Source organism: Curtobacterium sp. MCPF17_003 (assembly GCF_003224385.1).
Classification (GTDB): domain Bacteria; phylum Actinomycetota; class Actinomycetes; order Actinomycetales; family Microbacteriaceae; genus Curtobacterium; species Curtobacterium flaccumfaciens.
Genome location: NZ_QKLC01000006.1, coordinates 161702 through 187566 on the forward strand (window position 1 = coordinate 161702; position 25865 = coordinate 187566).

23 protein-coding genes and 1 pseudogene are annotated in these 25865 nt (G+C 66.7%); 13 read left to right on the top strand and 11 right to left on the bottom strand.

Translation table 11 applies throughout. From position 1 onward, the window contains the following. Nucleotides 1-60 precede the first annotated feature (60 nt). Nucleotides 61-783 carry an ANTAR domain-containing protein gene (locus tag DEJ30_RS17805; RefSeq protein WP_146238530.1) on the bottom strand — a complete coding sequence of 241 codons (723 nt, stop codon included), beginning with the start codon at nucleotides 781-783 and terminating at the stop codon, nucleotides 61-63. Nucleotides 784-1437: 654 nt separating this feature from the next. On the opposite strand from DEJ30_RS17805, the gene DEJ30_RS08415 reads away from it, so the two are divergent. Then, nucleotides 1438-1650 carry a hypothetical protein gene (locus DEJ30_RS08415; RefSeq protein WP_110860368.1) on the top strand — a complete coding sequence of 71 codons (213 nt, stop codon included), beginning with the start codon at nucleotides 1438-1440 and terminating at the stop codon, nucleotides 1648-1650. A 606-nt stretch (nucleotides 1651-2256) separates the two neighbouring features. Beyond that, a complete protein-coding gene (locus tag DEJ30_RS18130) occupies nucleotides 2257-2400 on the top strand; it encodes a hypothetical protein (RefSeq protein ID WP_181420055.1) in 144 nt (47 codons plus the stop codon). A gap of 7 nt (nucleotides 2401-2407) precedes the next feature. Here the strand turns inward: DEJ30_RS18130 and DEJ30_RS08420 are convergent, their stop codons facing one another. After that, a complete protein-coding gene (locus DEJ30_RS08420; RefSeq protein WP_110860370.1) occupies nucleotides 2408-3142 on the bottom strand; it encodes a GAF and ANTAR domain-containing protein in 735 nt (244 codons plus the stop codon). 318 nt (nucleotides 3143-3460) lie between these two features. Between DEJ30_RS08420 and DEJ30_RS08425 the strand changes: the two genes are divergently transcribed. The 3 genes from DEJ30_RS08425 to DEJ30_RS08440 all read left to right on the top strand — a co-directional run bounded on the left by DEJ30_RS08425 (nucleotide 3461) and on the right by DEJ30_RS08440 (nucleotide 5839). Beyond that, a complete protein-coding gene (locus DEJ30_RS08425; protein WP_110860372.1) occupies nucleotides 3461-3871 on the top strand; it encodes a hypothetical protein in 411 nt (136 codons plus the stop codon). A 132-nt stretch (nucleotides 3872-4003) separates the two neighbouring features. Beyond that, a complete protein-coding gene (locus DEJ30_RS08430) occupies nucleotides 4004-4405 on the top strand; it encodes an NUDIX domain-containing protein (protein ID WP_110860375.1) in 402 nt (133 codons plus the stop codon). Nucleotides 4406-5311: 906 nt separating this feature from the next. Then, a complete protein-coding gene (locus DEJ30_RS08440; protein WP_146238531.1) occupies nucleotides 5312-5839 on the top strand; it encodes a hypothetical protein in 528 nt (175 codons plus the stop codon). A 121-nt stretch (nucleotides 5840-5960) separates the two neighbouring features. Here the strand turns inward: DEJ30_RS08440 and DEJ30_RS08445 are convergent, their stop codons facing one another. Beyond that, complete coding sequence (locus tag DEJ30_RS08445) at nucleotides 5961-6500, bottom strand: GNAT family N-acetyltransferase (RefSeq protein ID WP_110860381.1); 540 nt, start codon at nucleotides 6498-6500, stop codon at nucleotides 5961-5963. Between the two features lie 66 nt (nucleotides 6501-6566). Next, nucleotides 6567-7010, bottom strand: coding sequence for a barstar family protein (locus DEJ30_RS08450; RefSeq protein ID WP_110860383.1), 444 nt, complete (start codon nucleotides 7008-7010; stop codon nucleotides 6567-6569). A gap of 908 nt (nucleotides 7011-7918) precedes the next feature. Between DEJ30_RS08450 and DEJ30_RS08460 the strand changes: the two genes are divergently transcribed. From DEJ30_RS08460 to DEJ30_RS18135, 3 genes are all read left to right on the top strand, one after another. Further along, nucleotides 7919-8212, top strand: a complete 294-nt coding sequence (locus DEJ30_RS08460) for a hypothetical protein (RefSeq protein ID WP_110860387.1) — start codon at nucleotides 7919-7921, stop codon at nucleotides 8210-8212. 776 nt (nucleotides 8213-8988) lie between these two features. Then, on the top strand, nucleotides 8989-9378 hold the full coding sequence (locus DEJ30_RS18650; RefSeq protein WP_375231873.1) for a nuclease-related domain-containing protein: 390 nt from the start codon (nucleotides 8989-8991) through the stop codon (nucleotides 9376-9378). 340 nt (nucleotides 9379-9718) lie between these two features. Continuing rightward, nucleotides 9719-10072 (top strand): nuclease-related domain-containing protein, encoded by a 354-nt coding sequence (locus tag DEJ30_RS18135; RefSeq protein ID WP_181420057.1) that lies wholly within the window; start codon nucleotides 9719-9721, stop codon nucleotides 10070-10072. A gap of 709 nt (nucleotides 10073-10781) precedes the next feature. Here the strand turns inward: DEJ30_RS18135 and DEJ30_RS08475 are convergent. The 5 genes from DEJ30_RS08475 to DEJ30_RS08495 form a co-directional block, all read right to left on the bottom strand. After that, complete coding sequence (locus tag DEJ30_RS08475; protein WP_110860391.1) at nucleotides 10782-11498, bottom strand: NYN domain-containing protein; 717 nt, start codon at nucleotides 11496-11498, stop codon at nucleotides 10782-10784. Nucleotides 11499-11955: 457 nt separating this feature from the next. Further along, complete coding sequence (locus tag DEJ30_RS08480) at nucleotides 11956-13098, bottom strand: plasmid recombination protein (protein WP_110860393.1); 1143 nt, start codon at nucleotides 13096-13098, stop codon at nucleotides 11956-11958. 481 nt (nucleotides 13099-13579) lie between these two features. Beyond that, nucleotides 13580-15019, bottom strand: a complete 1440-nt coding sequence (locus tag DEJ30_RS08485; protein WP_181420058.1) for a phage/plasmid primase, P4 family — start codon at nucleotides 15017-15019, stop codon at nucleotides 13580-13582. A gap of 574 nt (nucleotides 15020-15593) precedes the next feature. Then, complete coding sequence (locus tag DEJ30_RS08490; RefSeq protein ID WP_220032940.1) at nucleotides 15594-15923, bottom strand: helix-turn-helix domain-containing protein; 330 nt, start codon at nucleotides 15921-15923, stop codon at nucleotides 15594-15596. Between the two features lie 466 nt (nucleotides 15924-16389). After that, nucleotides 16390-17922, bottom strand: a complete 1533-nt coding sequence (locus DEJ30_RS08495; protein WP_110860399.1) for a recombinase family protein — start codon at nucleotides 17920-17922, stop codon at nucleotides 16390-16392. Between DEJ30_RS08495 and DEJ30_RS18655 the strand changes: the two are divergent. Both DEJ30_RS18655 and holA read left to right on the top strand, forming a co-directional pair. Next, nucleotides 17883-18989: pseudogene (locus DEJ30_RS18655) on the top strand (ComEC/Rec2 family competence protein); the annotation flags it as partial. The gene DEJ30_RS08495 and the pseudogene DEJ30_RS18655 overlap by 40 nt on opposite strands. A 616-nt stretch (nucleotides 18990-19605) precedes the next feature. After that, nucleotides 19606-20625: a DNA polymerase III subunit delta gene (gene holA / locus DEJ30_RS08505; protein WP_027465301.1), complete on the top strand. Its 1020-nt coding sequence runs from the start codon at nucleotides 19606-19608 to the stop codon at nucleotides 20623-20625. Between the two features lie 184 nt (nucleotides 20626-20809). On the opposite strand, the gene rpsT is transcribed toward holA, so the two are convergent. After that, entirely contained in the window at nucleotides 20810-21070 is a 261-nt protein-coding gene (gene rpsT, locus DEJ30_RS08510; RefSeq protein ID WP_017886662.1) for a 30S ribosomal protein S20, read from the bottom strand. Nucleotides 21071-21292: 222 nt separating this feature from the next. Between rpsT and DEJ30_RS08515 the strand changes: the two genes are divergently transcribed. Together DEJ30_RS08515 and lepA are read left to right on the top strand one after the other, a co-directional pair. Further along, nucleotides 21293-22459: a pyridoxal phosphate-dependent aminotransferase gene (locus DEJ30_RS08515; RefSeq protein ID WP_110860401.1), complete on the top strand. Its 1167-nt coding sequence runs from the start codon at nucleotides 21293-21295 to the stop codon at nucleotides 22457-22459. 147 nt (nucleotides 22460-22606) lie between these two features. Further along, on the top strand, nucleotides 22607-24454 hold the full coding sequence (gene lepA / locus DEJ30_RS08520; RefSeq protein ID WP_110860403.1) for a translation elongation factor 4: 1848 nt from the start codon (nucleotides 22607-22609) through the stop codon (nucleotides 24452-24454). Nucleotides 24455-24544: 90 nt separating this feature from the next. On the opposite strand, the gene DEJ30_RS08525 is transcribed toward lepA, so the two are convergent. After that, a complete protein-coding gene (locus DEJ30_RS08525; RefSeq protein WP_110860405.1) occupies nucleotides 24545-25042 on the bottom strand; it encodes a hypothetical protein in 498 nt (165 codons plus the stop codon). A 131-nt stretch (nucleotides 25043-25173) separates the two neighbouring features. Here DEJ30_RS08525 and DEJ30_RS08530 point away from each other — a divergent pair, with 131 nt between their 5' ends. Continuing rightward, on the top strand, nucleotides 25174-25821 hold the full coding sequence (locus tag DEJ30_RS08530) for a DUF1990 family protein (RefSeq protein WP_110860407.1): 648 nt from the start codon (nucleotides 25174-25176) through the stop codon (nucleotides 25819-25821). Nucleotides 25822-25865: the final 44 nt, after the last annotated feature.

Genomic DNA, 25865 nt, shown 5'->3' on the forward strand with positions numbered 1-25865 from the left:
CGGCTTTGTTCATCGGGGCGGCCTGCACGCTCGGTGGGTGCCGCGCGCTCTACGGTGGCCCTAGTGAGTCGGTGACGCCCGCGAGTGGTCAGTTGCTGGCGGGGTGATGAGGCCCCCATCGGCCGCGATCAAGAGTTCACGGTTAAGGATCAGTTCGGCGATGTCCGCGACCGTCTCATTCCGGGCTGCTGCGTGCCCTCGGATCAGGAGGTATGCGTCCGCTGGTGCAAGGCCAACCTGAGCGAGTACAACGCCGGCGGCTTGGTGCACAGCCCGCTCACGCAGTCGCAGCGGCGCACCATCGTCGTGGCGGGTCAGGACGCGGCGCAGTACCCGCCGGCTCACAGCGGCGGCGAGCGTCATCGCAGCTGTCGCATCAGCCGCTGGTACCTGCATTGGGGTTCGCGCGTACACATCGGCTGAGCCGAGGAGGAACGGGCCGAACCGAAGCGGTACAGCGAACAACGCTCCAACACCGTCGTCAGCGGCCGCAGCAAGAAACGCGGGCCACCGATTCGAAGGATGGTGTTGAACGTCGGGTTCGAGGACCGGTGTGTTGTGCTGCAAGGCGTCCCAGCAGGGCCCCTCCTCGAGGTCGAACTGCAGCCGGTCGATTCCGCCGGCACGGCTATCGGTGATCGAGATCGACTCGTTCCCAGCGAAGCCACCGAACGACGCCACGGACGCACCATCACCATGAACGACATCAAGGAACGCGGCGGCGAGATCCGCTTCGGGGAGGGACGCGGCGAGCGGGGTGAGGCTGCTTCGCAGCTCGTTCATGGTGTGCTTCCTGCCGCCAGCTCGCCCGGGGGCCGGGCTCTTGCCCAGCAGCACCCCACGCTGCACCGGTGACGGCCTGAACCTACGTCCGACGCACTCCGTCCGCGCGCCATTGATCCCGAACCCGCACAAGCGCCATGGATGGCGCGGCCCGAGCTCTCGGCTCAGCAACCCGTCGGACCACCGCGCCGCTTGTTCGGTGAGCTGATCGTCCTTCGGGTCAACGATCATGCCGGGTCCCAGACGTTGCTCCGAGACGAGTAGCAGGGACGTCAGGTGGCGTCAGCCCATGGAGCGATAGAGCTTGCGAGAGGGCTACGGCATGTCCGAACGGCAGTGAACACACCGACATCAGCCTGATTCAGCTCGTCCAACGGCAACGGCAACGGCAACGGCAACGGACGGCTGGTCCGCCAGTTTCCCGGTGGACCAGCCTGAGCTCCCGGAAGAGGTGCCCGGGGCGAGGCTATCGGCTTTCGGTGCAGCACATCGGTCTGCGTTGCCGGGGTCGGTGATGCGTCTCCGGCTCGACGGCGGAGCGGTGGGCTCAGCCAGGTCGAGAGGGCAGCTTGTTCGCACATCGTGGGCGCGTACTTTGAGAGATGTCGTCAGCTCGCGGGTCTTCTGCGAAGGCGCCTACAGGAAGCCGCATTCATGGTTCGACCGCAGCGCATCGTCTGGCAGGAGGGGCCCGGTACCGACTGGACAGCCCACGCCGACGGCGTCATCGTCGGCAGCGTCCAGCACCATGATCAGTACGAGCTCCACACGACCGACAACCAGGTCCACGGTTCGCACAGCACCCTCGGCAATGCGCAAGCACAGCTCAGTGCCTGGTACTCCTGGGTCGCCGCGCAGCAGGCCTGACCAGCACGCAAGGCTCTGACGCGAGGCGAGCGTTGCCAATCGCGTGACCCGAACACGGACCGGCAACGCCCGTCCCGCAGCCTGATCCGCCACGGGTTCCCGTACCGTACCCAGGGTCGCGCTGGGCGGGCAGTCAGCAGAGTAGGTCCTGCGCAGACCGGACCAGCCCACCGCACGCTCACATCGCACTCACGCCGCCAGGCCGTCGATGGCGGGAGAACTTCCGGCAACGGAATACGACACCTGTCGACGATGGTTCACAATGAGGCGGGGCGGCTGGTTACCGCCCAAGCGAAAGCGTCCTGAGTCCCTGATCCTCGGACGCACGCGGCTGCCCGCTCACCCCAATAAGAGCGGGCAGCTCCCATCTCGTAGTTGCGGGCGCCCTCGATCATCGGGTGTTCAGACTGACGTGTGCGGTTCACGACGGCTTACGTCCCCAGCGACGACGACCCCAAAGTCGCTGGTGTTGCAGCGCCTGATGCTGTCGAAGGAGTTGCCTGATTCCGCGGTCGCTCCGGGGTCACGTCCGCTTCGCCCCTGGCCCGTTATCCGCGCGACGTGGGACGGGTTGAACCGGGTCGTAGCGCATCGTAGATTCCCGGCATGATCGCTGCCGAGCCGCGCGATCCGCAGGACCGGATCGCCCAGGAGCCGTACTGGCTCGATGACTTCTTCGACGAATTCATCAGGTCGTTGGACCCGTCCAGATCGACCTCGACGACCCCGGGAGATACTGGCCGGCAGTAGGCGCCCCTCAGGCTGTTTCCCTGAGGTCGGCGCCGTGATGGACGACGTCCTCGGCTCTCGCGCGCATGCCGCCGCCGGCTGTGTGCGCTGCTCGACGTAGGACTTGGAAGGCTTCGTCGATCCGGATGCCGCGTCGGTACGCCAAGGCCCCCTTCGCTTGCTCGACGAGTACTCGTGCCTGGATTGCGTCGTCGATCTGCTCCTCGAAGGTGCGCAACCGGCCGGCATCGCGTTGCCGCACGAGCGCGGCGGATGCCGCGTCGGCGAGCAGCTGGATCAGAACCACGTCGCGGTCGTCGTGCCCGTCGGTGTGGTCGGCGAACAGACACAGCGAACCGATGGTCCCATCGCGCAGCCGGATCGGCTCAGCGAAGGTCCCGCGAAGCCCTCTCTCGCGCATCGTCTCAGCGAACGTCGGCCACACGATCTCGTGGGTGGTGACGTCGGGCACGTCGATCGTCTTCCCGGTCCGGAAGCAGTCCAAGCACGATCCCTCGTTCGTGCCGAGCTGCGCCTCTTCCGCATCGCTCGTGCGTTCGCTCGTCGAAGCGATGACGTGCAAGGTCCCGGACGCATCGCCCAGGACGATCCCCGCTTCCGTTGCTGAGGTAAGCTCCACGCACGCCGCGATCACGCGGTCCATGGCGTCGAGGACCTCGAGGTCGGGGTTCAGAACACTGCTCAGGCCTTCGGAGAGGCGCTCGAAGCGGTCCTCACCTCGATGTGCCTCTGACCTGGTCATGGTCGGACTGTACAGCGGGACAGTTCGCGAACCTACCAGCCGTAACGCGTATGCGGGTCGGGGATGAACGGCACGAGCGTCCGCGACGTAGCGTCAGGGCATCGCTCGCGTTGCGTGGGGTGCTGCTGCGTTCCCGTCCGTTCCCCGGTGAGTTGTCGTCAGAGCGCACGTCATGAATGCACCACGATCCAAGCGCTATACGCCTTGCTTGCCCGGAAGGGGGTGGGCTACCAAACGCCGTCTCGGTCGCTCGTGGTCGTTCCGGTAGGGGATCGGTGATCGGACGACTGCGCTCATCCCGGCGCCTAGGCTCTGCCCGTGGAGCAAACGGAGACACCGGTCCTGCGCAACCGGGTGAAGTTGGCATGGGTCCTGCCGACCCTCGCTCTTGTCCTCCTGGCCGCACAGATGCTTGCGTGCGTCCTTACCTACGTCCACACCGCCCCGATTGATGCTGCGTACGACGTCAGCGCTGAGCGTGGCCGCGGCCTCCTCCACGCTCGTCCCGCCGACGTCACAGCAGCCGGGTTGAGTCTCGGCCTCACGTGGATCGCCACGGTCCCTGTGGCGCTGGCCGCGACACTGCTGGCAGCAACGGCCATCGACCGGTTCCGAGCGGAGGGGAAAGTTCGCGTGTACGCGCAGTCGGTGACGCTGGTCGCGCTCGTTGGGTGCATCGCCGGCGTCGTTCTCGCCGTACTTGGCGTCCTCGAGCTCCTGCGGGTCTGATGGCTAGCAGCTCCGGCACGAGCCGCCGTCGTTCGTTCCGAGACGCAGCGTTGCCCGTTTGACGATCGGCTACCGGTGCACCCATTGCCGTGCTGTGACACAAGGTCAGGCGCTTCGTGATGTGCTGTCCGGATGCGCGTCAGATCAGCGGCCGTCGTCGTCCAGGACGAGAGCCTGCTCGTCATCGATCGATTGAAAGACGGTCGGAGATACTGTGTCCTCCCTGGTGGCGGGGTGGAGGAAGGCGAGAGCCTCCGCGAAGCGTGTCAGCGCGAATTGCGTGAGGAGACGGGCCTCGAAGCAACCATCGGTGACCTACTCGACGTTCCAGTAGACAGTGCCGTTCCAGCGGCCTACTTCGCTGCCCAAGTGCGCCCTGGTCCGTTGGTGCTGGGTGGCCCAGAGATCGAACGAGCATCAGAACTGAACCAGTACGAGCCAAGGTGGGTGGAACTGAGTTCGCTCGCGCAGATACCGCTGGTGCCGGAAGCGGCCAGGCAAGCGGTGCAGCTGGTCCTCGCCGCGCACCGGTAGAGGATCGGTCACCGGCACATCCTGCGCGAAGCTCCTCACTCCCTCGGTGATGGTCTGCCTGCGCAGGCCCGGCAGCCTAAAAGGCGTGCGGGATGGGGGCGCGCGAAGCCGCACGGTTCTCCTGAACACCTGATGGTGTTCGTCAACGGGCTTACGCTCACATCGTGACGGGCGCAAGCCGGTCGAGTGAATCGAGGACTTATGGCTGCCGAGAGAGACCCGAAGACTGCTCGCACCTTTTGGTCAGTTGGGCTCGTTCTTGCGTCCGTGATCGGTGTCGCTGCAGTCATCGTGCTCGTCACGAGTCCGGCGATGACTGGTATGTACTTCACCGTCGCAGGCATGATCTGCCTGATCCTGGTTTGCGCGGGCAACTTGCGTCGGCTCCGATAGCACGGACCGTGATTGCCGTGGCTCTTCCGGAGGCACGGGGGGCATCGAGAACCCAGTGATAGCCCTCTCCCACTGTGGGACCTGCTGCGCCTTCGTGCCCGATAGCCAGTGGCTCGACAAACACGACTCGGCCCGCGTGACTATGCCCGGTGAAGGATCGGCTAACGGACACGCTGGTTCTGTTGCGCACGACGCTCCCGTTCCTGCTGGCGAGCAACTCGCGGTCCCAGCGCGATCAGAATCGTTCCTGGAACAGCGGCAGCGAGGGTCGCAGCAAGCAGGGGTAGCCAAGGCGTGAAGTCCGTGACCGCCGCCAGGATCGTCAGAACGATCAGGGCCACCGTCAGCGAGCCAATGACCCGAGCCATCCAGAGCCGGTACCTACGCATCATTGCCCATAGTGCACTGGCTCTCGGTAGAGGATCGGCTATCGAGGTGGCCGGCCCGACCCTGGGGACAGAGTGGCCGATACGCTCCGACCATGAGCTTCAGAACTCCTTGGTCTGTGCGACGGTGAGCATCGAGTCCTTCGACGTTGAACCGGTCGACCATCGCAGGTTGTTTTCGTGGTTGCTCGGTCTAGTGGCTGCTGTCACTGGTGTTCTTGCGATCATCGGGTGGCCATTGCCGTCGGCGCCGGGAAGATACGTGTCGTCCGATGCATGGGAACGCACGACCGCCTTGATCGAAGCGTGGTGGACACACGACGGTTGGCGAATGTCGGGGGCGTCATGGTTCTGGGGCGGAGTCGCGATAGGCGCGACAACTGGCGCGATCGCGCTTTGGGCCGGGAAGGAACGGACATGGCGCAAGACGTGGTTACTGACCGTGCTACCGGGCGGAGTCATCGCAGCGCTGGGCCCGTTGGTGCAGGTCGTGTTGCGGATTCGGTGGTCGAATTACTCACAGAACCACGACGCCCGCTCCACAATCTTCGTGTACGTGATCGGACTGGCGGTGGCGGTGGGCCTTCCATTTCTCCAGGGGTGGGTGATGCGCGGCCGCGAGCAGAGCGACGGCGGCGACGCGTTTCGACGTTGACTCACCGAAAACGCCGGTCCAAGACGAGTCGCCAACCCGAGTCGTGGTTGTCGGATGACCGCCGCAATTCGACTCGTCCGTCCTCCAACTCTCGCCGGTGGTGAGTCCGGTACCCGATCCTTCACCGGGCGGTCTGGAACGCAAGAGCGCTTGTGGTCGTATCTGGGTCGTCTGCAAGACGTGCGTGGGTCTCGACGTCGAAGCGCTCAGCGCCGTAGCGCAGCTTCTGGCGTTCGATGCCTTCCGCCAGGAAGCCGGCTGTTGTGGCGACGCGGCACGAGGCGGGGTTGTTCACCCGATGCCCGAGCTCGAGTCGGAACAACCCCGCATCGAACGCCCATTCAGCGACGGCCTGCAATGCTCGCGATGCGTAGCCGCGGCCGCGAGCTCCTCCGGCCAGCCAGTAGTACGCCCACGCTGTCTGGTGTCGTGGTTCGATCGCGGAGAGTCCAACGTTCCCGACGGCGACGCCGTCCTCGACGACGGCCCAGTTCTTCACCGAGTCACTGAACGGTAGGAAGTTCCCGATGTAGTCGGTGGCCTGCGCTTCGTGTGTGAGATCCGCTCCATTGAACTGCGTGTCCAGGTCGGGGCTTGACCAACGGGCGGAGAGGAGCGCCGGCGCATCGCTACGTGACCACGGTCGGAGAAAGACGGGCATGGCTCATTCTCACAGGCCAGCCAGCGTCTTATCGAGGTGATCGTGATGCCCGCAACAGGATCCTCTTCAGGAAACGATCGTGAGGAGCCGGTTGCCGAACAGAGCTGCGTAGCGTCCTTGCCTCCGCAGAATGTTCTGCACGTGATCGGCGGTCTGTGGAAGTCGTTGAGCGAATCGGTCGAAGCCGGACAGGATGAGGACGAGGCCAGTCTCAGACGCATCCCACCCGTAGTCCGCCTCGGCAACGTCTGACATGCAGTCGTTGAGCGCGTCCAGGTTCATCCCGAAGTGGCTGGGGAACTGGAGGCTCGCCGCGAAGGCGATGTGCATCTGCTTGGCTTCCCTCCAGGCCCCGGCGTCCAGCTCTACGACCCGGTAGCCCTCGCGCCGAAGCCACGTCTCTGCGTCTCGCAACGCAGCATCGGTCGGCAGCCTCCCGACGAATCCATCGCGGGCGATCTCGAAGTCCAGGCTGTTGCCGAGGATGTCATCGGTGGAGAACGCGGGCACGCGCGAACCCTAGTACGTGCAGGTGACTGAGTGTGGCCGCGGCCGATCCTGCAGAAAGTGTCGTCGGTGCCTACCAGCGTCGCTGATGGAGGTTCTGATGGTCGTCCGATAGCCGGTCGTCCGCCGGATCACGGCTGGCGGCGACAACCACGACAACTTGGTCGTGTCCTGCTTGACCTGGGGATTCCCGTATGACTGTCCCGCGAAAATGCCCGGTGAAGGGGCGCTAAACGCAACACCGCTCACGTACCCGAGCAAGGGTGCGGCACTTCCAGTCGGGTGACGCCAGCGCGGGGACCAGATCGCTGCGCGTCCCGCTCGAGCACGTCCCTGCCGAACGCCGTGTTCACCCCGCCGGCGACCTAGCGCGCACGGCACGCTGCTCCTGACTCGCCGGGAGGCGACCCCTGACGAAGGCAGCACCGAGGAACGCGCTGCGGCGACAAGTTGTGTGCGAAGGAGACAAGTTATTCGCGCGGCGACACCGGGGCTCCTCGATTCACCCCCCGGCATCAGCTTCCGAGAATGACTATTATCGGAACTGAGAAGGTCGGGGCCACAGGGCCGTTCTGGACACTGTCGTCCGTCAGCTCATGTGAAGTGAAGGACAAGCTGCCGTCTTGAAATGCAAGTTCTCGCGATTGGTACCCAACTTGTCGCGCCACCAGTGGCCAATTTGCCCCTCACCGATGAGCCGAAGTAGTGGCGGATGCAGGACCCTTGCGACTACAACGAGGGCGGCTGCCACCACCTGGTGCACGCGTTTGGCGAACCGGGCCCGCTCTGCTACCTCATCGACGCCGGCGGTGCGCAGCTCGCAGTACGGGCGGTGGAGCTGATTCACCACCGGCGGTACACAGCGATGCAGGTCCATCAGCCGGCGGGCCCGGCTTCGGTACGGTGAATCTGTGACCGCCGAGAGTACACCCCAGGATCCGACACACTTTCTGCCCGCCGAGCTGCCACCCGTCGACGGCAACTACCGCTACTACCGCTGGCGTAACCAACACTTCGCCATCCGCCAGTTCGAGCCGAACGAGTGGACGCTCCGCGACGACGACTCGACGACACTCGGCACACTGTCGCAGCTCGACGACGAGACGTGGCGCTTTGTTGGCAACACTCACTTGGGTGTCCCAACCATCGAGTCCCGCCACTGGCAAACCGTCCTCGCCTACGCCTCCGTGCCCGTGTTCGAGTAGCGGCACGACCAGCGACGTCGTCTGCGCACAGCCCCAGTGACAGCACCTCGACCGAGTAGGAGACACCCAGGACATCAGAGCACAAGCCTGAGTAGATCGGACGTACATCCAAGGTGAGAGTCGCCTGATCGATGACGTGTCGCGCGTGCCGGTAGCTGTCGCCGCGCTCCTACTGGCGTCAGCATCATGGAAACTGCATCGGGGAGCGTGTGTCCGTCATCGCCGCGATGGGTTGTCGCTCATCGCTGTCGTGTTCGCCTTCGCCGTCGTGGGTGACCATCACAACGACCCTCGCTAGTGAACGCGCGAGCGGCGACGTCCCGGCGTTCCAAGGCCCGACCAGGGGTTGCCGCCCGGTACGATATCGCCATCGCGGAGGCTCTCGGTTTGGGAAGAATGCCGTCAGCGTAGGCGGCGCTGGTCGAGTGCAGTGGGCGGAGATGAGCCTTCCGAGCGCGAAGGCTGAGACCACCGCGCCGACGAACGCTACCATCAAACTCGCTCAGAGTTGCCAGTGGACAGCGCCGGGCACGAGCGCGGGTCGTGCCGTTTGAACGTGACGAACCAGCTGTAGAGCGGTTTGGAAGACATCCGGAGCAGGATGCGAGACCTGAAGCGACTCGCTGGCCCACGTCCTTGCAATGGTGTCCCTTCAACTGGGAGGGGAGAGCGTGTGCCGCTTCTCGCTACCGTCGGCGAGGAGGTGGGGGATGGTTCAAGGGTCGTTGCAGGACCGTTTGCCGGGGGAGTCGCTGTTCGAGACGCTTCGGGCGCAGATGCCAGTTGCGGACAGAAGGGGCCCGTTGGGTCGTCTCTTTGGCGTACATCCCATCCCGTCGGAGCATCGTGCCTGGTACGTCGGTGCAGTCGGCGAGCTGGCAGTTGCCCGTGCCCTGGCGAAGCTTCCCGACGGATGGGTGGTGTTGCACTCTGTGCCCGTGGGGGAGCGCGGCAGCGACATCGATCATGTTCTGCTCGCGCCAACCGGCCGGGTCATCACTGTCAACACCAAGCATCACGAGGGCGCGACGTCTGGGTCGCGTCGAAAGCGATCCTCGTCAACGGGCGGAAACAGCCGTACCTTCGCAACTCTCGCTTCGAAGCGGAACGCGCCGCGCGGAAAATCGCTGCCGCGATCGGCTCCCCGGTCGATGTTCTCGCAATGATTGTCGTCGTGGGCGCGAAGAGGCTCATCATTCGCGAGGAGCCCGAGGGGATCGCCGTTGTCCGCCTCGAGCGGGTACGATCCTGCCTCGCTCGTCGAGTCAAGCCACCGCGGGGACCGGTCGACGTCGCGGCCGTTCGAGATGCTGTTCTCCGCCCGCAGACGTGGTCGACGACGGAGTTGCCGCATCGGGATGGCACGCTGGATGCGTGGTCCAACAGCCTTCGGCGGAGCGTGGACGTTGCACGGTGGCGACGCACGGGTTGGTCCGGCGGCGGACTCGTGGCGATCGCCGTTGCGCTGCTTTCGTCAGGGGCACTCGAAACGGCGATGCACCTCCCGTGATCGACGAGTTCAACGGGAGCGGATTCGCGGCGACGGACCTTCGGGGGCGAGCGCCCGCGTTCTCGCTCATCGCGCGACTACGGCAGGAAATGAGTGGCACGGGCGGAAACCCGCAGGCGGGCATCCCGAGTCATGCCCGTAGTTGGTTCGTAGGCATTCTCGGGGAACTCGAAATCGCCGGTCTCCTCGACGCCCTCCCGTCCGGGTGGCTCGTCCTGCACAGCGTCCCTCTCGGTGAGAGCGGCACGGACATCGACCACGTCGTCGTCAGCCCCCGCGGCGTGGTGATGACGATCAACACGAAACGGCACGCCGGAAAGCGGATCTGGGTCGGCGAGCACGCCTTGTAGGTCGATGGGAGCCCGACAAGCTACCTCCCGAAGGCCCGAGCCGAAGCGGAGCGAGCAGCGGCCCCTCTCAGCCGCGGCGCGGGACGCTTTGTCACCGTTCGACCGTTCCTGGTGTTCGTTGGCACGCGACCGTTGAGCATGAAGCAGCAGCCGGCAGGCGTCACGGTCGCGACTCCTGACAACCTCGTCAGGTTTCTCCGAGCGGCGGGATCTGAGCAGACTTCGGAAGACGGGCCAGCCGTTAAGCGGGCGGCGGCAGTCTCCACCACCTGGAGTAGCGCCCGCCTTGACTCTTCGAAGTCAGGTGAGCTCCTGAACTGGTTCCTGTCCGTCAGGGAAGCGGTCTCGCCACACGCCGGGGTTCCTCGCCCGGGAGCCATGGGAAGCCACTCGATGTCCCGGCCCGATGGCGTCTACCGACCACCATCACGAGCCCGCAGGGCGCCGCATCCGTTGAAGGTGATCGGGATCGTTCTCGGGTCCGTCTTCGGGTCCCTCTGGGCGCTTGGCATGATCCTCGGACTCCTCGCAGCAGCGGCGCATGGCGGGTGAAGGGCCCTGGACGCCGTCAGGGTCGTGTCCGGCCTTGAAGTTGAATGCCCGCGTGGGAATTCCTGCAGATGAGGAGTTGCTGTCCGGTTTGGATGATCCGGAGCAGCTGGGCTTCGCGAAGCGTGTCGAGCCCCTCGACTTCTTGCTTAAGTCAGCTTCAGGACTCTGCACTCACGCGAACTCTGTGTCCAGTCGCTGTTGGTTCAACCAAGAACTGGTCAGTTGCGTGCACGATTTCGGAAGGCTTGGCGTAGCCCCAGTTGCGAGAATCGAAGTCTGGCTGCCATTTACGAAGCAGTTGGCCGACTGTGGCGAGACTTGCCCAGCCGTCGTCGGAAGAGGCGCTCCTGACGCTGCTTCTCAGACCTTCGACGAGCCGAACGTCTTCTTTCACTTGCGTCCTCGGTGGCTCCGGTGAAACGACTGCGGTGTCCGCGGCGCCGAGAATGTCAAGGTAAGTGAACTGGTCGCAGGCGTTACGGAAGGACGCCGGCGTCTTCCGCTCGCCGAATCCGTACACGGTGATTCCCTGCTCTCGAATGCGGGAAGCGAGGCGGGTGAAGTCGCTGTCGGACGAGACGATGCAGAACCCCTGGAACCGACCCGTGTAGAGCAGGTCCATTGCGTCGATGATGAGCGCGCTGTCCGTTGAGTTCTTGCCCTTGGTATGCGCGAACTGCTGCATGGGTTGGATGACGTGTTCGTTGGCTGCGGTCTTCCAGCTATTGAGTTGGGTCGTCGTCCAGTCGCCATAGACCCTCTTGACCGCCGCGGTGCCAAATCGGGCCACCTCCGCAAGAACGGCCGTGATTCGAGACGGCGGAACGTTGTCTGCGTCGATGAGAACTGCGAGCGAGCTACTGAGCGGCTTCATAACGACAGCCTGGCAGCGTGAAGAGCGACTCGAAGCACCCGGAGCCCAGCGACACGCGGACAGTAGGAACTTTGACCACCAAGCGGACTCAGCGTCGGGCCCTCCTCACTGGCAGACGTGAGCACTCTTCGGGCAACGCGTGCTCAAGTACCCAACGGGCTTGCGGCGGTGCGCCCTTCGGTCCGTCGCGAACGGCATCTGATGACACTCAGGCGCGCCTCGCCGGTGGTCAGTACGTGACCGTACTGTGGTCAGCTTACGGTCGCCGTTGGCCGTTTCTTGGCCACTTGTCGCCCTACTCATTCGGCACCGATCCGGTGGTCGGCGGGTGGCCGACTGGTGGCCAAAAAGCGGTCACAATCAGGTGAAAGTGGGTAGCACCTGGTCAGTTGCTGCCCACTCAATATCGTATACGCCAATGTGACCGTTGTATGGCCATCATGTGACCGGCTGCTGGTCAGAGGCTGGCCTCGGGAGGCGTACTGCGTGGCTGTCCGTGTTCGCCGTCCATCAGTCGCTGCAATCCTGCCCGGGCGGCACGCCTGCGAGCCATGTCTGCCTGATACAAGGCGCGCAGCGGCTCACCTTTGCTCATCCGCTTGTCGAGCCAGGTTTCGAACTCCGGAGGCACCTGCTGTAGCCGCTCGTTCGTTGCACGCAGTTGGTCTCGCTCCTGTTCTGCTTCTTCCCGAATACGCTGCGCAACCGTCTGGGCCACCGTCGCAGCGCGGCTGGCCGCTTCAGCAGCCTCGTGTGCGCGTTGAGCCTGTTCGCGGGCGGCGGCGAGTTCTGTCTCCCGGGTGCTGATGCTCGCCTCCCGCTGGTCGAGGTTCTTCGAACGGTTGGTGAGGCTGACGAGCATCGTCTCGTAGGTCGCCTTCTCTGCTTCGGCGTCCGCGGTGGCGTCGCGCAACCGATCGGCCTTCGCCTGGAACTCGCTGCTGCTGAGATGCTCACGTGATCGTTCGGTGACGCGATCCTCGACGTCGTAGCCGGCCGCTGCCATGTGCGCGCGGAGGTCCTTGTGCTGGCGGCGGAGGTCGCCTGGTCCCTTGAAGTAGTCCTTCTGAGACAGTCGGCCGTCGGGGGTGACGGGCGTGATCAGGACCTGCAGCTGCGGGCTGTACTCGTCCAGGTGGAGCGAGAATCCCAGCACGTTGTCCTGCCCGAACTCCTCGGTCGCCCAGTCGAACGAGGCGCCCATGTAGTTGACGGCTTCCTTGTTAGGTCCGTGCGTGCGCCACTGCGGGTTGAACTCGTCGAACCACTTCGGATCGAGCTGCAGGATGAGGCCGCGTATCAGGACGGCATCCTTCCGCAGAGGGCGCTTGACGGTCGCGAGACGGCTGTTGAGGTAGGTCTGGAATTCGTCCGACGGCGGCTTGCCGTCGACCGAGACGAGCGTGCGGAAGTCTCCTGCGCCGTCGTTGATCAGGGTGCGGTTGTTGTGCGTCCGTCCCGGCACGATGTTCTTGTTCGTCTGCGCGAAGTGGAAGCCGGCCTGCTGGTCGGCCTCCCGTGCGATGTGGCGGAAGAAGCGCTGCGCGTGGCCTCCGCGTCCCACCTTGTGGGACGCGTCGAACGTCATTGTGTAGCTCATGCTTCGCCACCCTCGACGCTGATCGAGGGGTGCACCGACTTCGCCGTCGCACCCCTCGATGCCTTCGGCGACTCTCCCGAGGGGCTTCTCCTGCCGCGACTCCGACCACCACCCCGGTGCGCCTCCGGGAGGGTGATGGTCTCCTTCGCGGCAGAAGAAGGTGTAGCCCCATACACTTCGGCGTCGCTGCGCTCGCCAAAGTCCTTGGGGCCCCGCGGGGCGCCGACGCGCAGAGCGCGTCGAGAGCAGCCCTGAGGCTGCACTACGGGCCCGAGTCGCTGGTCGCTCGTCGGGCCTACGAGCGCGGCGCAGAGTCCGGCCGCTGTCGCGGTCGTCCTCGCGCCCCGCTCACGGAGCATGGACCGCGCGAGGGCAAAGTCCCTCGCCGGGGGAGCGGGGAAGAGGAGGGCCGCGCGAGCCCCTTCAAGGTGCCGCACTCCTGCGGCGCCCTGGATCGCGCTGAAGTCGTACGACATTCGCTTCACGCCGCCGTCTGATCGATGACGAGACCCACGCGCACGGCGCCCTTCTTCATGCGCGTCGCGGTGTAACCAAGCTTGTCTAGCGCTTCCCCGAACTTCGTCCGGCCAAGCTGGTGCGCGGCGTGGATGCCCTCCTCCGACGCCCACAGCTGGTAGGCGTCCAACAGGGCGGTGGTCGTGTCTCCAGTGGACGGGTCCTCCACGCAGCGTGCGTCGACAAACCGGCGCACATCGTCCTGGGAGTTCGCGTAGGCCTGCGTCGCGGAGGAGACCGACGTTGGCTCACCAAGACCATTCGCAAGGTAGTCCGCCAGGCCTTCGATGGCCCAAGCGAGAACCGCGTCGCGGTCGAGCCTGAGCTTGGATCCGAGCTCCGGGTCCTGCTTGTCCTTCGGGATCACGACGTTGAACGGAACGACACGTACGCGCGCCCACGTGGCCGGATCGTTCGCGGGAAGCTTCGGCAGGAAGTTCGTGATCATGAGGATGAGGAACGCGGGCGTGAACTGGAACGGGGCGCCGTAGAGCTCGCGGGCGGTGATCTCGTCACCGCCGGTCATGCGCTTCATGAACGCCGCCGAGATGCGGGCGTTCTCCTCGAGTTCGGATGCGACCAGGAGACGGACCCCCCGCAGCTTGGCAAGACCCGGAGTTGCGCTCTGTGCGTTGCCGCCGCGCTGGACCTCGAAAAGGCCGGCCTCCGCCACAGCTGCATAATCACCAAGTGCATAGGTGCACGAGGTGTAGGCCACTCCCTTGCCGTTGCGTCCTTCTCCCGTCGCGATGGGGAAGATGTGCTCGCGCACTTCACCGAGGAGGGCTAGTCCCATCAGCCGCTGGAAGAAGCACTGCACGCCCTTGTCTGGCAGCACCTGATCGAGGAAGCGCTGCCAGGTGGCGGACTGCGCTGGAGCGTTTGGATCGAACGAGGCGCGAGCCAGCTTCGTGATGAGGTCCGCGGGATCGTGGGGACGTATCTGCCTCGTCAGCAGGTCGAGCGTCCCGTTCGGCAAGTTGAGCGTGTACCGGTCCGCATCGAGCTGATCGATCGTCGCGGTCATGCCCGGAAGACTCGACGCGATCTTCAGGACCCCTGAAAGACCACCAGCGCTCTCGCATGCCTGGACAAGCGAGAGTAGGTCCTTGCCCCTCTTCGCGAGGAGATCGTCGTGTTCGAACTTGCCCTTTGCGAGCGCATCCGTGGCCTCAACACGAAGGCGGCGAAGCGTCTTGAGAAGAGCGTCCTGCGTCAGCCCGGTGTCAGCGACCCAGCGCATTCCATCGAACGCCATCCATCCGACGTTGCGCACGAAGAGGAACTGCCCCATGTTGTCGAGCGCGAACTCGTAGGCGATCTGAGCCTGGTTTCGGTGCGTGTCGGCACCGTACCGGAGCTGGGCGAGCAGGGTTGACTGAGGTACAGTGATGGTGTTGTTCACGATCATCTTTCTGGTGATTGACCGGACTCGGCGTCTCTAGCGCCGAGGCCTTCTACTTGTGTGATGGATGCGCGGCGAGCTGCGGCCGAGGCGCAGTGCGCCGCGCATCCGTCAACGCACGGCGGACTGGGCGTGCTCGGTTTGCCAGGCGATCCCGAACGGCCGCCCTCGGTGATCTCCCGGAGGAAGCGCTCGCAGGGTGACTAAGAAGCGTGCTGAAGAGCGAGCGGTGACGTTGATGACGTTACGAAACAGAACTCCTGGCTGAGGAGATCTGAGAGTTCCGAAGGTGATGAGGAGTCTTGTGTGGTGACGTCACCAACGTCACCACATCAACATCGCTGGCACACCTGTTTCAACGGCGCCCCGGCACGGTCGGCGGCATGCCCGAACTTCTCCGGAGCCGGAGGCTCGACCAACTGGCGTGATGCTTGTGCGGTCGTATCAGCGGCGGCGCAGCATGTGAAGTGCCGAGGCGCCCCTGAAGCTGTCGCTTGTCACTGCGATGCCCAGCCGCAACGTCGCCGCAGCTCGTGCTGTGTATCGGTGAGTGGCCGTTCAACGCCCTCTGGCGTCATTCGCCGCGGAGCGTCGATGCGAAGGCACTCATGATGATCGCGCGCTGCTCGGCTTTGAAAGGCGGCGCTTTCGCGGCGACCCGCTTGGCCCACTCCTGCAGGCTCTCCTCAGTCGAGTTCATGTCGACTGGTTCGGCGAACTCGTCGAGGTCTTCCGGCTTGATGAAGACGCGACCCTTGGCCTTGACGGCAGGAAGGCCACCTTCCTTGATGTGGCGACGTAGCGTCGAAACTCCGTAGCCGCTGCGCTCCGCGGCTTCGGTCAAGGTCAGACCGAATACTCGCTGGGACGCAGCGACGCGAGCATCGGTGGCAGTGTTGGTCAATTGCTGCTCCATGAAATCTAGAGCACAACGAACGATCAGGTAAAGGAAAAGTCAACCAGTTGATCGGCAACTGGTATCGCACCCTGTGCCTCGCGGCATCGGGAATTAGATCTTGTGAAGTTGTGCGTTCAACGCTTGTCGAACGGCTAATAGTCAAGCATCGATTTCGAGCTGTGCAGATTTCGTTCGAGGGAATTTTGTGCCCAGTTCGGGGGTGGTCGATCCGCTCCGGAGCGGAGCGTGGAGACGTGGAGACGTCGAGACGTGGAGGGGCGGGTACCAAGCTCTGTTTCGACGTACGGCATGACGGCGGAAGCCTCGGTGGGAGGATCTTCCGCCGCCCCAGCAGGTAGAGGGCCTGCTGCCGTTGACAACCCGCGAAGCGGGCGCCGGGTCCCTATGAGGTCCTCATCGATGCTTCGCCGCCGACAGGCGCCAGGGGAACCCAGCGAGCCCCGTCGCGGCCTCAGCGCCAGGCCACGACGACGCGATCGCGGTTCACGCCCTGCTTCCCACGCCACCCCCGACCAACGGGCTTCACCATCGGTGTGAGGACCGCCCGAACGAGCCTTCGCTTCTCCTGCAGCTCCATGCCGTGCCAGCGATCGCGAAGGCCGCCTTCGGACACGAGCCTTGCCACAAGCGGATCGAGTGTCGACAACTTGCCGAGTCGCTCCCGTGCCGCCTCGATCTGCGGGAGGACACGAGCCTCCTGATCGACGATGAGGTCAAAGCGCATCTGAGCGGCGGCCTGCGCGCGAACGCCCTCGAGGTACTCCTCGTAGCGCTCAATTTCTGCCAGGAGCGCTTCGCGCTGGAGGTCTGCTTTGTCGTCCTCGTCCTCGCTCGCAGCAAGGAAGTCAGGACGTTCGAGGCGTTCGAAGAGGATCTCGACGACAACTTCATCAAGCAGCTCTTCCCGCATGCTCACGTGGAACCCTGACTCACCAGGTGCCCCGGGTCTCCTCGACGCCCCGTCGCAAACGTAGGTCTTGTACGTCTGCCGTGGCAGTGGGTTCCCCTCGGCGTCGATCTTCTTCTTGCCGGCGTTCTGGCGGCCGACATGCAGGCGCCCGCCGCACACGCCGCAGATCGCGATCCCGGCAAGTAGATGCTGTGCGGGCCAGTCGTTCGTTCGACGGCGTGATGCCGGATACATCACGGCCTGGAGCTTCTGCCACGTGTTGAAGTCGTAGAGCGCTGGCCAGACCGCATCAGCAACGATCTCGCCCTTATGCTCCCGCTTGCCTGCATAGGCGGCGGTCGTCAGCATCTGCTTAACTGCTGGCGCCGTCCAGCCGAGATCGCTGCGGTGCTCCACGCGACTCGGACGCCGAGCAGGCAACCCGCGCGTGTTGAAGTCTCGAGCGATCGCCCGGAACGAGTCGCCGCCGAGAATACGGCGGGCTGCTTCGCGGACGACAGCGGCCTGTTCAGGATGCTCCTCGACGCGGAGGAGGCGACGAGTCTGCGGGTCGTACACGCGGACGTACCCGTAGAGGTTCTTGCCGTGAGGTGCGCCGCGCTCTGCGGCGGCGCGAACGCTCCGCAGCAGCCGTTCGGACGTCTTGTCCGACTCGTACTCTGCGTCGACGGCGTCCTCGAGAAGGCTCCGTCGGTCTCGCGCGTTCTTGGGGTCGTAGAGCCGGCCGTGTGTCGTGACCCAGATCTGCACCTTCCGCTCTTTGCAGAGGTCGACCAGGTCCACCCATTCGCCGACGCGTCGCGAGCCGCGGCTGGACTCCCAGATGGCGAGGATGTCCGCGCCGAAGTCGCCCGACTCGAGGTCGTCGATGAGACGCTTGAAGTCCTCGCGCTGCTTCGTGGCGTACCTGCTCGCGCTGCGATCGGTGTCTCGGTACGGCTCGTCAGGGTGCAGGATCCAGCCCTGGCGCATGATCGCGGCAAGGTTTTCATCATGTTGCTGATCTGGGCTTTTCCCCTCGCCAGATCGATCCCGTGACACGCGCAGGTACTCACGAACGCTCAGCTGCGGCATATGACCCTCCCTTGGTAACAGTATCCGGGGCGAACTGCGCCGTGGTGGTCGGACTCGTCGTGGTCCTCGGCCGCGCCTGTGGTCTGGCACGAGGCCTGCGGGCCGCGGCGGCCGTCGCCGTGCTCCTGGTGTTCGTCGTGCTCGTGCGGCCCGACCCCTCGATCGTCCGGGCGACGGTGATGGCGATCGTGGTGCTCGTCGTGCACCTGGCCGGTCGACCGGTGCGGGGCGTACCGCTCATCGCCCTCGCCGCGGTCGGCATGCTCGTGGTCGACCCCTGGTTCGCACGGTCGTTCGCGTTCGCCCTGTCCGTGCTCGCCACGAGCGGGATCGTGGTGCTCGGCCCGCCGCTCACCGAGCTCCTGGCACGTCGTGTGTGGCCGCCGGTCGCCGCCGCACTCGCGATCCCGGTCGCAGCGCAGGTGGCCTGCTGGCCGGTGACGATCCCGCTGTCGGCGGCGCTCCCGACCTACGCGGTGCCGGCGAACCTGCTGGCGGAGCCGTTCGCGCCGGTCGTCACGGTGATCGGGCTCGCCGCGTGTGGCGTCGCTCCGGTGTGGCCGGTGGGTGCGCAGGGGCTCGCGGCCGTCGCGTGGGTCCCGGCCGCCGCCGTCGGGGGCATCGCGCACGGGGCGGCGGCCCTGCCCTACGCCTCGGCACCCTGGCCGGCCGGGGTGCTCGGTGTGGCCGCCGCCGTGCTGGTGTGCGGCTGCATCGCGGTCGCCGTGCTGGTCCGGGGGCGGCTGGGCTCCCGGTTGCTGCTCGCCGCAGGGGTGGTGGTCGTGGTCGGTGTCGCAGCGGTCACCGTCCCGGTGCTCGTCGTCCGGGGATCGGTGCCGGGCGACTGGTCGGTCGCCGCGTGTGACGTCGGGCAGGGGGACGGCGTGCTGCTCCGTGGCGACGATGCCGTCGCGCTGGTGGACACCGGCGACGACGAGGAACGGCTCCGGGCGTGTCTGGACCTGCTGGGGGTCACCCGGATCGACCTGCTCGTCCTGACGCACTTCGACCGTGACCACGTCGGCGCGGTGAACGCTGTGGTCGGCACCGTCGACACCGCGTTGGTCGGACCCGTGGGCCGCGAGTCGGACGAGCGGGTGGTCGACGACCTCCGGCGTGCCGGTGTCGACGTCCGGACGGCGGACGACCGGGTCTCCGGCACCCTCGGGCCGCTCACCTGGCGCGTGGTGTGGCCCCCGGGCGACGACCGTGCCGCCGGCAACGACGCGAGCATCGTGCTGGTCACGGGGCCGGCCGACGGAGACTCATGTGCGGCGTGCCTGACCGGGGTCTTCCTCGGCGACCTGGGGGAGTCGTCGCAACGTCGGCTGCGCAACGCCGGTGGTCTGCCGGCGGGGCCGATCGACGTCGTGAAGGTGGCGCACCACGGCTCCGCGGACCAGGACCCGCAGCTCTACCGAGGGCTCGCTGCGCGGGTCGGACTCATCGGGGTCGGCGCGGACAACACCTACGGGCATCCGACGCCGTCCGCGCTCGGCATGCTCGAGACCGCGGGCACGCTGCCGCTCCGCACCGACGAGCGCGGCACCGTGGTGCTCGCCCGCTCCGGCAGCGACGAGGTGCGGGTGTGGACGGAGCGCTCGTCGTCGGCGGCCGCCCGTAGGATCGTCGGTGCACCACTCGACCCGGCACCGTCCGGGCCGGCACCACCGGAAGGACCACATGGCCGCCAAGAAGCCCGCGCGCGCCGCAGCAAAGATCGACCAGGTGCCCTGGTCGGGGATCCGTCCGGCACCCGTCGTGCTCATCACCGGGCCCGAAGCATTCCTCGCCGACCGTGCCCGCGGTGTGCTGAAGGACCTGCTGCAGGGCGAGGACCCCGCGCTCGAGGTGCACGACCTCGAAGCCGACCAGTACGCCCCCGGGCTCCTCGCCACCCTCGCCAGCCCGTCGCTGTTCGGCGAGCCGCGACTCGTGCAGGTCACGAACGTCGAGAAGTGCACCGACGCCTTCATCACCGAGACGATCTCGTACCTGCAGGCCCCCGCCGACGACGTCACCCTGGTGCTCCGGCACGGGGGTGGCGTGCGCGGCAAGAAGCTCCTCGACACGATCCGCAGCGGTGTCGGCGGCGGGGTCGAGGTGCTGTGCGACGAGCTCAAGCGCGAGACCGACCGCATCGACTTCGTGAACGCCGAGTTCCGCGCCGCACGACGCCGGATCGCGCCCTCCGCCGTCCGGACCCTGGTGACCGCGTTCGCCGACGACCTCGCCGAACTCGCCGCCGCGTGCCGACAGCTCCTGGCGGACGAGGCCGAGGAGATCACCGACAAGGTCGTCGACAAGTACTACGGCGGTCGCGTCGAGACGAACGCGTTCAAGGTCGCCGACATCGCCCTCGCGGGTCGGTCGGCACCGGCGATCGTCGAGCTGCGGCACGCCCTGGCCACCGGCGAGGCACCCGTGCCGATCGTCGCCGCGTTCGCGAGCAAGATCCGCACGATGGCGAAGGTCAGCGCCTTCCGGGGCCCGAGCGGGCAGGCGGCCTCGGCGCTCGGCATGGCGCCGTGGCAGGTGCAGCGCGCGCAGCGTGACGTCGCCGGCTGGAGCGAGTCCGGGCTGGCGAACGCGATCATCAGCATCGCCGAGGCGGACACCGCGGTGAAGGGTGGGTCACGCGACGCGCACTATGCGCTCGAGGTCATGGTCCGCACCATCGCCCGACGCGGCGAGCCCCGCTGAGGCGAGTCGGGTCTCCCGGCCGTCCCGGCCGTCCCGCGTCGTCGAGTGAGCAGAAGACGACGTGTGATCCCCGGTGACCCGTCGTCTTCTGCTCACTCGAGAGCCCACGCAGCCCACACAGCCCACACACGACGAAGGCCCCGCACCAACGGTGCGGGGCCTTCGGACCAGAAGGGTCAGGACGTCAGAGCGACGAGACCTTCTTCGCGATGGCCGACTTGCGGTTCGCGGCCTGGTTCTTGTGGATGACACCCTTGCTCACGGCCTTGTCGAGCTTCTTCGACGCGAGGGCCAGGGCGGCAACGGCCTTGTCCTTGTCACCGGCGGCGACGGCGTCGTTGGCACGACGGATGTGCGTCTTGAGCTCCGACTTGTAGGCCTTGTTGCGCTCGGTGGCCTTGAGGTTGGTCTTGATGCGCTTGATCTGCGACTTGATGTTCGCCATGAATTGCTCCTGCTCGTCTCGTACGGGTGGGCGCGACCGCAGGGTAGAGGGGCCCTTGGTCGCATCGCGTTCCACCCGTGGGCGGGGAACGCGGAAGCCAGCCACCAACACTACCAGGCAAGCGGGCTGCCACCAAAGCACGAAACACCGCCGGATCGGCGGAAGCCCGCGGTCGACCGCGCCGAAACCCCTCGGCAACACGCACCGGATACCGTGACGGACATGCCCTCCCTCGCACCGCGCATCGACACCGTGCCCGCCTCCGGCATCCGGAGGGTCTTCGAGCAGGCGGCCCTGCTGCAGTCGAGCGGCACGGACGTCACGATGCTCGTGATCGGTGAGCCGGACGTCCCGGTGGCGCCGCACATCGGTGAGGCGGCCCGTCGCGCCTGGACCGAGGACCGCACCGGGTACACGCCGAACGGCGGGATCGCGCCCCTCCGCGAAGCCGTCCGCGACAAGCTCCGCCGTGAGAACCGGATCGAGGCCGACCTCGAGCAGATCTGGATGACGATCGGTGCGACCCAGGCGCTCTTCCAGGCGATGACGCTGACCCTGAGCCCGGGTGACGAGGTGCTCGTGCCGGACCCCGGCTACACGACCTTCACGATGAACGCCCAGATCATCGGTGCGACCCCGGTGCCGTACCGGCTGGAGCCGCAGCACGGGTTCGAACCCGACCTGCAGGCCCTCGAGGCGAGCGTCACCGAACGCACCCGGGTACTGATCGTCAACTCGCCGTCGAACCCGCTCGGCTCGGTCTTCGGCGAGGAGACCCTCCGTGCGCTCCTGGCCTTCGCGAAGCGGCACGACCTCTGGGTCATCAGCGACGAGGTCTACGAGTACTTCACCTACGGCACCCGCCACGTGAGCCTGGCGGCGCTCGACGAGGACGACCGCGTGTTCTCGGCGTTCTCATTGAGCAAGACGTACGCCATGACCGGCGTCCGCGTCGGCTACCTCGTCACGCCGAAGGGGCTCGGCGCGACGATGCGGACCACGCAGGAGGCCATGATCAGCTGCGTCGCCGAACCCGACCAGTACGCGGCCCTCGCGGCGATCGTGGGGGACCACTCGGCGGTGCGCGACGCTCGGGAGCACTACCGCGCGAACCTCGAGGTCGCGAAGGCGACGCTCGACGCCGCCGGAATCCGGTACCTCGACCCGCGCGGGGCGTTCTACCTGTGGGTCGACATGTCGCACGCGTCCGACGGGGACATCGCCGAGTGGGCGCTCGGGTTCCTGCAGCGCGAGCGGGTCGCCGTCGCACCGGGCAGCGCCTTCGGACGCACCGGCGAGGGGTGGATCCGCGTGTGCCTCGCAGCCACCGCGGACGACCTCCGGCGCGGCCTGGGTGCCCTGCCGGCTCCGGCGCACGCGACGGTCTGACCGGCGGCCGACGCCCGCCTCGTCGACCGGACCACGGCCCTGGAGGCACGGCCCGCGTCCGTCAGGCACGTGGCGGACGCGCGCCGTGCCTCCAGGGCGGGTGAAGCGTGGGAGACTGTTGCGACCGTCCGACCCACCTGAGGAACCGTGAGCCCACAAGCATCCGCTCCGCTGGAGCCCGCAGCGACCCCGGCAGACGCGATCCGCAACTTCTGCATCATCGCGCACATCGACCACGGCAAGTCGACGCTGGCCGACCGCATGCTCTCGATCACCGGCATCGTGGAGGACCGTGCGATGCGTGCGCAGTACCTCGACCGCATGGACATCGAGCGCGAGCGCGGCATCACGATCAAGTCGCAGGCCGTGCGCATGCCGTGGGAACTCGACGGTGAGACCTTCGCGCTGAACATGATCGACACCCCCGGGCACGTCGACTTCTCGTACGAGGTCTCGCGCTCCCTGGCGGCGTGCGAGGGAGCGATCCTGCTCGTCGACGCCGCCCAGGGCATCGAGGCGCAGACGCTCGCGAACCTGTACCTGGCGCTCGAGAACGACCTCGAGATCATCCCGGTCCTCAACAAGATCGACCTCCCGGCGGCCGAACCGGACAAGTACGCGGCCGAGCTCGCGCAGCTCATCGGTGGCAAGCCGGAGGACGTCCTCCGGGTGTCCGGCAAGACCGGCGTCGGGGTGCCCGAGCTCCTCGACCTGGTGGTCCGTCGCGTGCCGGCCCCCGTCGGCGACGCCGAGGCAGCGCCCCGCGCGATGATCTTCGACTCGGTCTACGACAGCTACCGCGGCGTCGTCACCTACGTCCGCATGATCGACGGCACCATCTCGCCCCGCGAGAAGGTCCAGATGATGTCGACCAAGTCGACGCACGAGATCCTGGAGATCGGGGTCTCGAGCCCGGAGCCGAAGCCCACGAAGGGTCTGTCCGTCGGCGAGGTCGGCTACCTGATCACCGGCGTGAAGGACGTCCGCCAGTCCAAGGTCGGCGACACCGTCACGAGCGCGCAGAAGCCCGCGACCCAGGCGCTGCCCGGCTACACGGACCCGAAGCCGATGGTGTTCTCGGGCCTGTACCCGATCGACGGCAGCGACTACCCGGTGCTCCGCGAAGCGCTCGACAAGCTGAAGCTCTCCGACGCCGCACTGGTCTACGAGCCGGAGACCTCGGTCGCGCTCGGCTTCGGGTTCCGCTGCGGGTTCCTCGGGCTGCTGCACCTCGAGATCATCACCGAGCGGCTGTCCCGCGAGTTCGGTCTCGACCTCATCACGACGGCCCCGAGCGTGATCTACGAGGTCACGACCGAGGACAACTCCGTGACCGAGGTCACGAACCCCTCGGAGTTCCCGACCGGGCGCATCGTCGAGGTCCGCGAGCCGATGGTCCGCGCCGCGATCCTGGCCCCGAAGGACTACGTCGGCGCGATCATGGAGCTGTGCCAGCAGCGCCGCGGCTCCCTGCTCGGCATGGAGTACCTCGGCGAGGACCGCGTCGAGATCCGCTACGAGATGCCCCTCGGCGAGATCGTCTTCGACTTCTTCGACCAGCTGAAGAGCAAGACCCAGGGCTACGCGTCGCTCGACTACGAGCCCACCGGCGACCAGGCCGCCGACCTCGTCAAGGTCGACATCCTGCTGCAGGGGGACCAGGTCGACGCCTTCAGCGCGATCGTGCACCGCGACAAGGCGTACGCCTACGGCACGCTCATGACCGAGCGGCTGCGCAAGCTCATCCCGCGCCAGCAGTTCGAGGTGCCGATCCAGGCTGCCATCGGCGCCCGCATCATCGCCCGCGAGAGCATCCGCGCGATGCGCAAGGACGTCCTGGCGAAGTGCTACGGCGGCGACATCACCCGCAAGCGCAAGCTCCTCGAGAAGCAGAAGGAGGGCAAGAAGCGCATGAAGACCATCGGTCGGGTCGAGGTCCCGCAGGAAGCCTTCATCGCGGCGCTCTCCGGCGACGTCGAAGAGAAGAAGAAGTAGCGCCGGGCGCTCAGCGCGTTTCGCGCTGAGCGACCGCTCACGCACTGCGACCGACGTGATCTGTCGGTGAGCGCGAAAGCTCGGTGCGGGTCAGTCGGTACGGCGGGCGCGAGCACGCAGGGCGGCCAGGCAGAGGGCCGGGAGGCTCGCTGCGGCCAGTCCCGCCAGTGCGGTCCGCAGGATGGCCCAGTGGGCAGCCGCGTCGAAGTCGGTCTGCTCGCCGGAGGCCACCCCGGCGACCACGGCGCCGACGACCATCGCGAGCGTCACGACCGCGAGGACCAGCGGCAGCCGACGACCGCGCTCACGCCGGACCGCCGACACCAGTGCCGCACCGAAGAGCAGCACCCCGGCGCCGGCGCAGCTCGCCCCGACGGCGGCGATGACGTTCGCGGTGTCGAAGCCGTTCCACGCCTCCGGAGCGAGCGCGACGGTGGCGTACCGGGCGGGTGACGCCGCGGCCGACGTGGTCACGTCCACCAGCACCCGGGCGGTCGCCGCCACGCCGAACGCGACGAGCGCGAGCACGGCGAGGACGGCGGTCCGGCGGTCGACGGACCGCGGACGGACGGGGGTGGGGCGGGGCACCTGCTGACGATAGCCCCGGGGCGGGCGGTTGTCGGGCCTCCAGTTCGGGGTGCAGGGCGGGTGGGCCGATCCGACGGAGGTGAGCGCGGATCGGTTCGATCCGGGGCGGCCTGCCCAAGTAGCATGGCGGCATGAGCATCCGCGGGAGCTACCGGACCGCCCTGACGTACGGCGCGGTGGGGGCGACCCAGGCGTCGGACCTCATGACCTACCCGCCGGACGGCTTCACGCCGGCCGAGTCACGCGCGCGGATCGGACACGGCGACCAGCGGTTCGAGACCGCCGTCGTGCAGGCGCTCACGTGGCAGATCCAGGAGCGCAGCGGGGTCCGCGTGCACGTCGAGGAGCAGCCCGACGACGACGAGGTCCGGTACAACCCGGTCACCTTCGACGACGACGGCGTGCCGATCGCCCCCGCGTCCATCGGGACGCCCCGGGTCGAGAAGTTCGCACCCGACGGCACCCCGCTGCTGACGGCGGGCACCAGCGCGACGCTGACGATCCACGCGTTCGGGCAGACCGTGCTGGCACCGGTGCGCGTCGTGTCGATCATCGACGAGCACGACCGCAAGGGGTTCGCCTACGGCACGCTCGAGGGGCACCCGCTCTCCGGCGAGGAGTCGTTCGTCGTCGAGCGCACCCCGGACGGCTCGGTGTGGCTGCAGGTCCGGCAGTTCTCGCAGCCGGCGAGCCGGAAGTGGCGCTTCGTCGCGCCGTTCGTGCGACGGCAGCAGAAGGTCATGGCGGAGAAGTACCTGGCGGCGCTGCGGGGCGACTAGGCGGTCCTGATCGCGGTCGTGGTCGCTCCTGCTCCTGCACCCGC

Coding starts and splice junctions, on each gene's coding strand:
- DEJ30_RS17805 (WP_146238530.1), bottom strand. CDS start 783: ATGAACGAGCTGCGAAGCAGCCTCACCCCGCTCGCCGCGTCCCTCCCC.
- DEJ30_RS08415 (WP_110860368.1), top strand. CDS start 1,438: ATGGTTCGACCGCAGCGCATCGTCTGGCAGGAGGGGCCCGGTACCGAC.
- DEJ30_RS18130 (WP_181420055.1), top strand. CDS start 2,257: ATGATCGCTGCCGAGCCGCGCGATCCGCAGGACCGGATCGCCCAGGAG.
- DEJ30_RS08420 (WP_110860370.1), bottom strand. CDS start 3,142: ATGACCAGGTCAGAGGCACATCGAGGTGAGGACCGCTTCGAGCGCCTC.
- DEJ30_RS08430 (WP_110860375.1), top strand. CDS start 4,004: ATGCGCGTCAGATCAGCGGCCGTCGTCGTCCAGGACGAGAGCCTGCTC.
- DEJ30_RS08445 (WP_110860381.1), bottom strand. CDS start 6,500: ATGCCCGTCTTTCTCCGACCGTGGTCACGTAGCGATGCGCCGGCGCTC.
- DEJ30_RS18650 (WP_375231873.1), top strand. CDS start 8,989: ATGCCAGTTGCGGACAGAAGGGGCCCGTTGGGTCGTCTCTTTGGCGTA.
- DEJ30_RS08475 (WP_110860391.1), bottom strand. CDS start 11,498: ATGAAGCCGCTCAGTAGCTCGCTCGCAGTTCTCATCGACGCAGACAAC.
- DEJ30_RS08480 (WP_110860393.1), bottom strand. CDS start 13,098: ATGAGCTACACAATGACGTTCGACGCGTCCCACAAGGTGGGACGCGGA.
- DEJ30_RS08495 (WP_110860399.1), bottom strand. CDS start 17,922: ATGCCGCAGCTGAGCGTTCGTGAGTACCTGCGCGTGTCACGGGATCGA.
- holA (WP_027465301.1), top strand. CDS start 19,606: ATGGCCGCCAAGAAGCCCGCGCGCGCCGCAGCAAAGATCGACCAGGTG.
- rpsT (WP_017886662.1), bottom strand. CDS start 21,070: ATGGCGAACATCAAGTCGCAGATCAAGCGCATCAAGACCAACCTCAAG.
- DEJ30_RS08515 (WP_110860401.1), top strand. CDS start 21,293: ATGCCCTCCCTCGCACCGCGCATCGACACCGTGCCCGCCTCCGGCATC.
- DEJ30_RS08530 (WP_110860407.1), top strand. CDS start 25,174: ATGAGCATCCGCGGGAGCTACCGGACCGCCCTGACGTACGGCGCGGTG.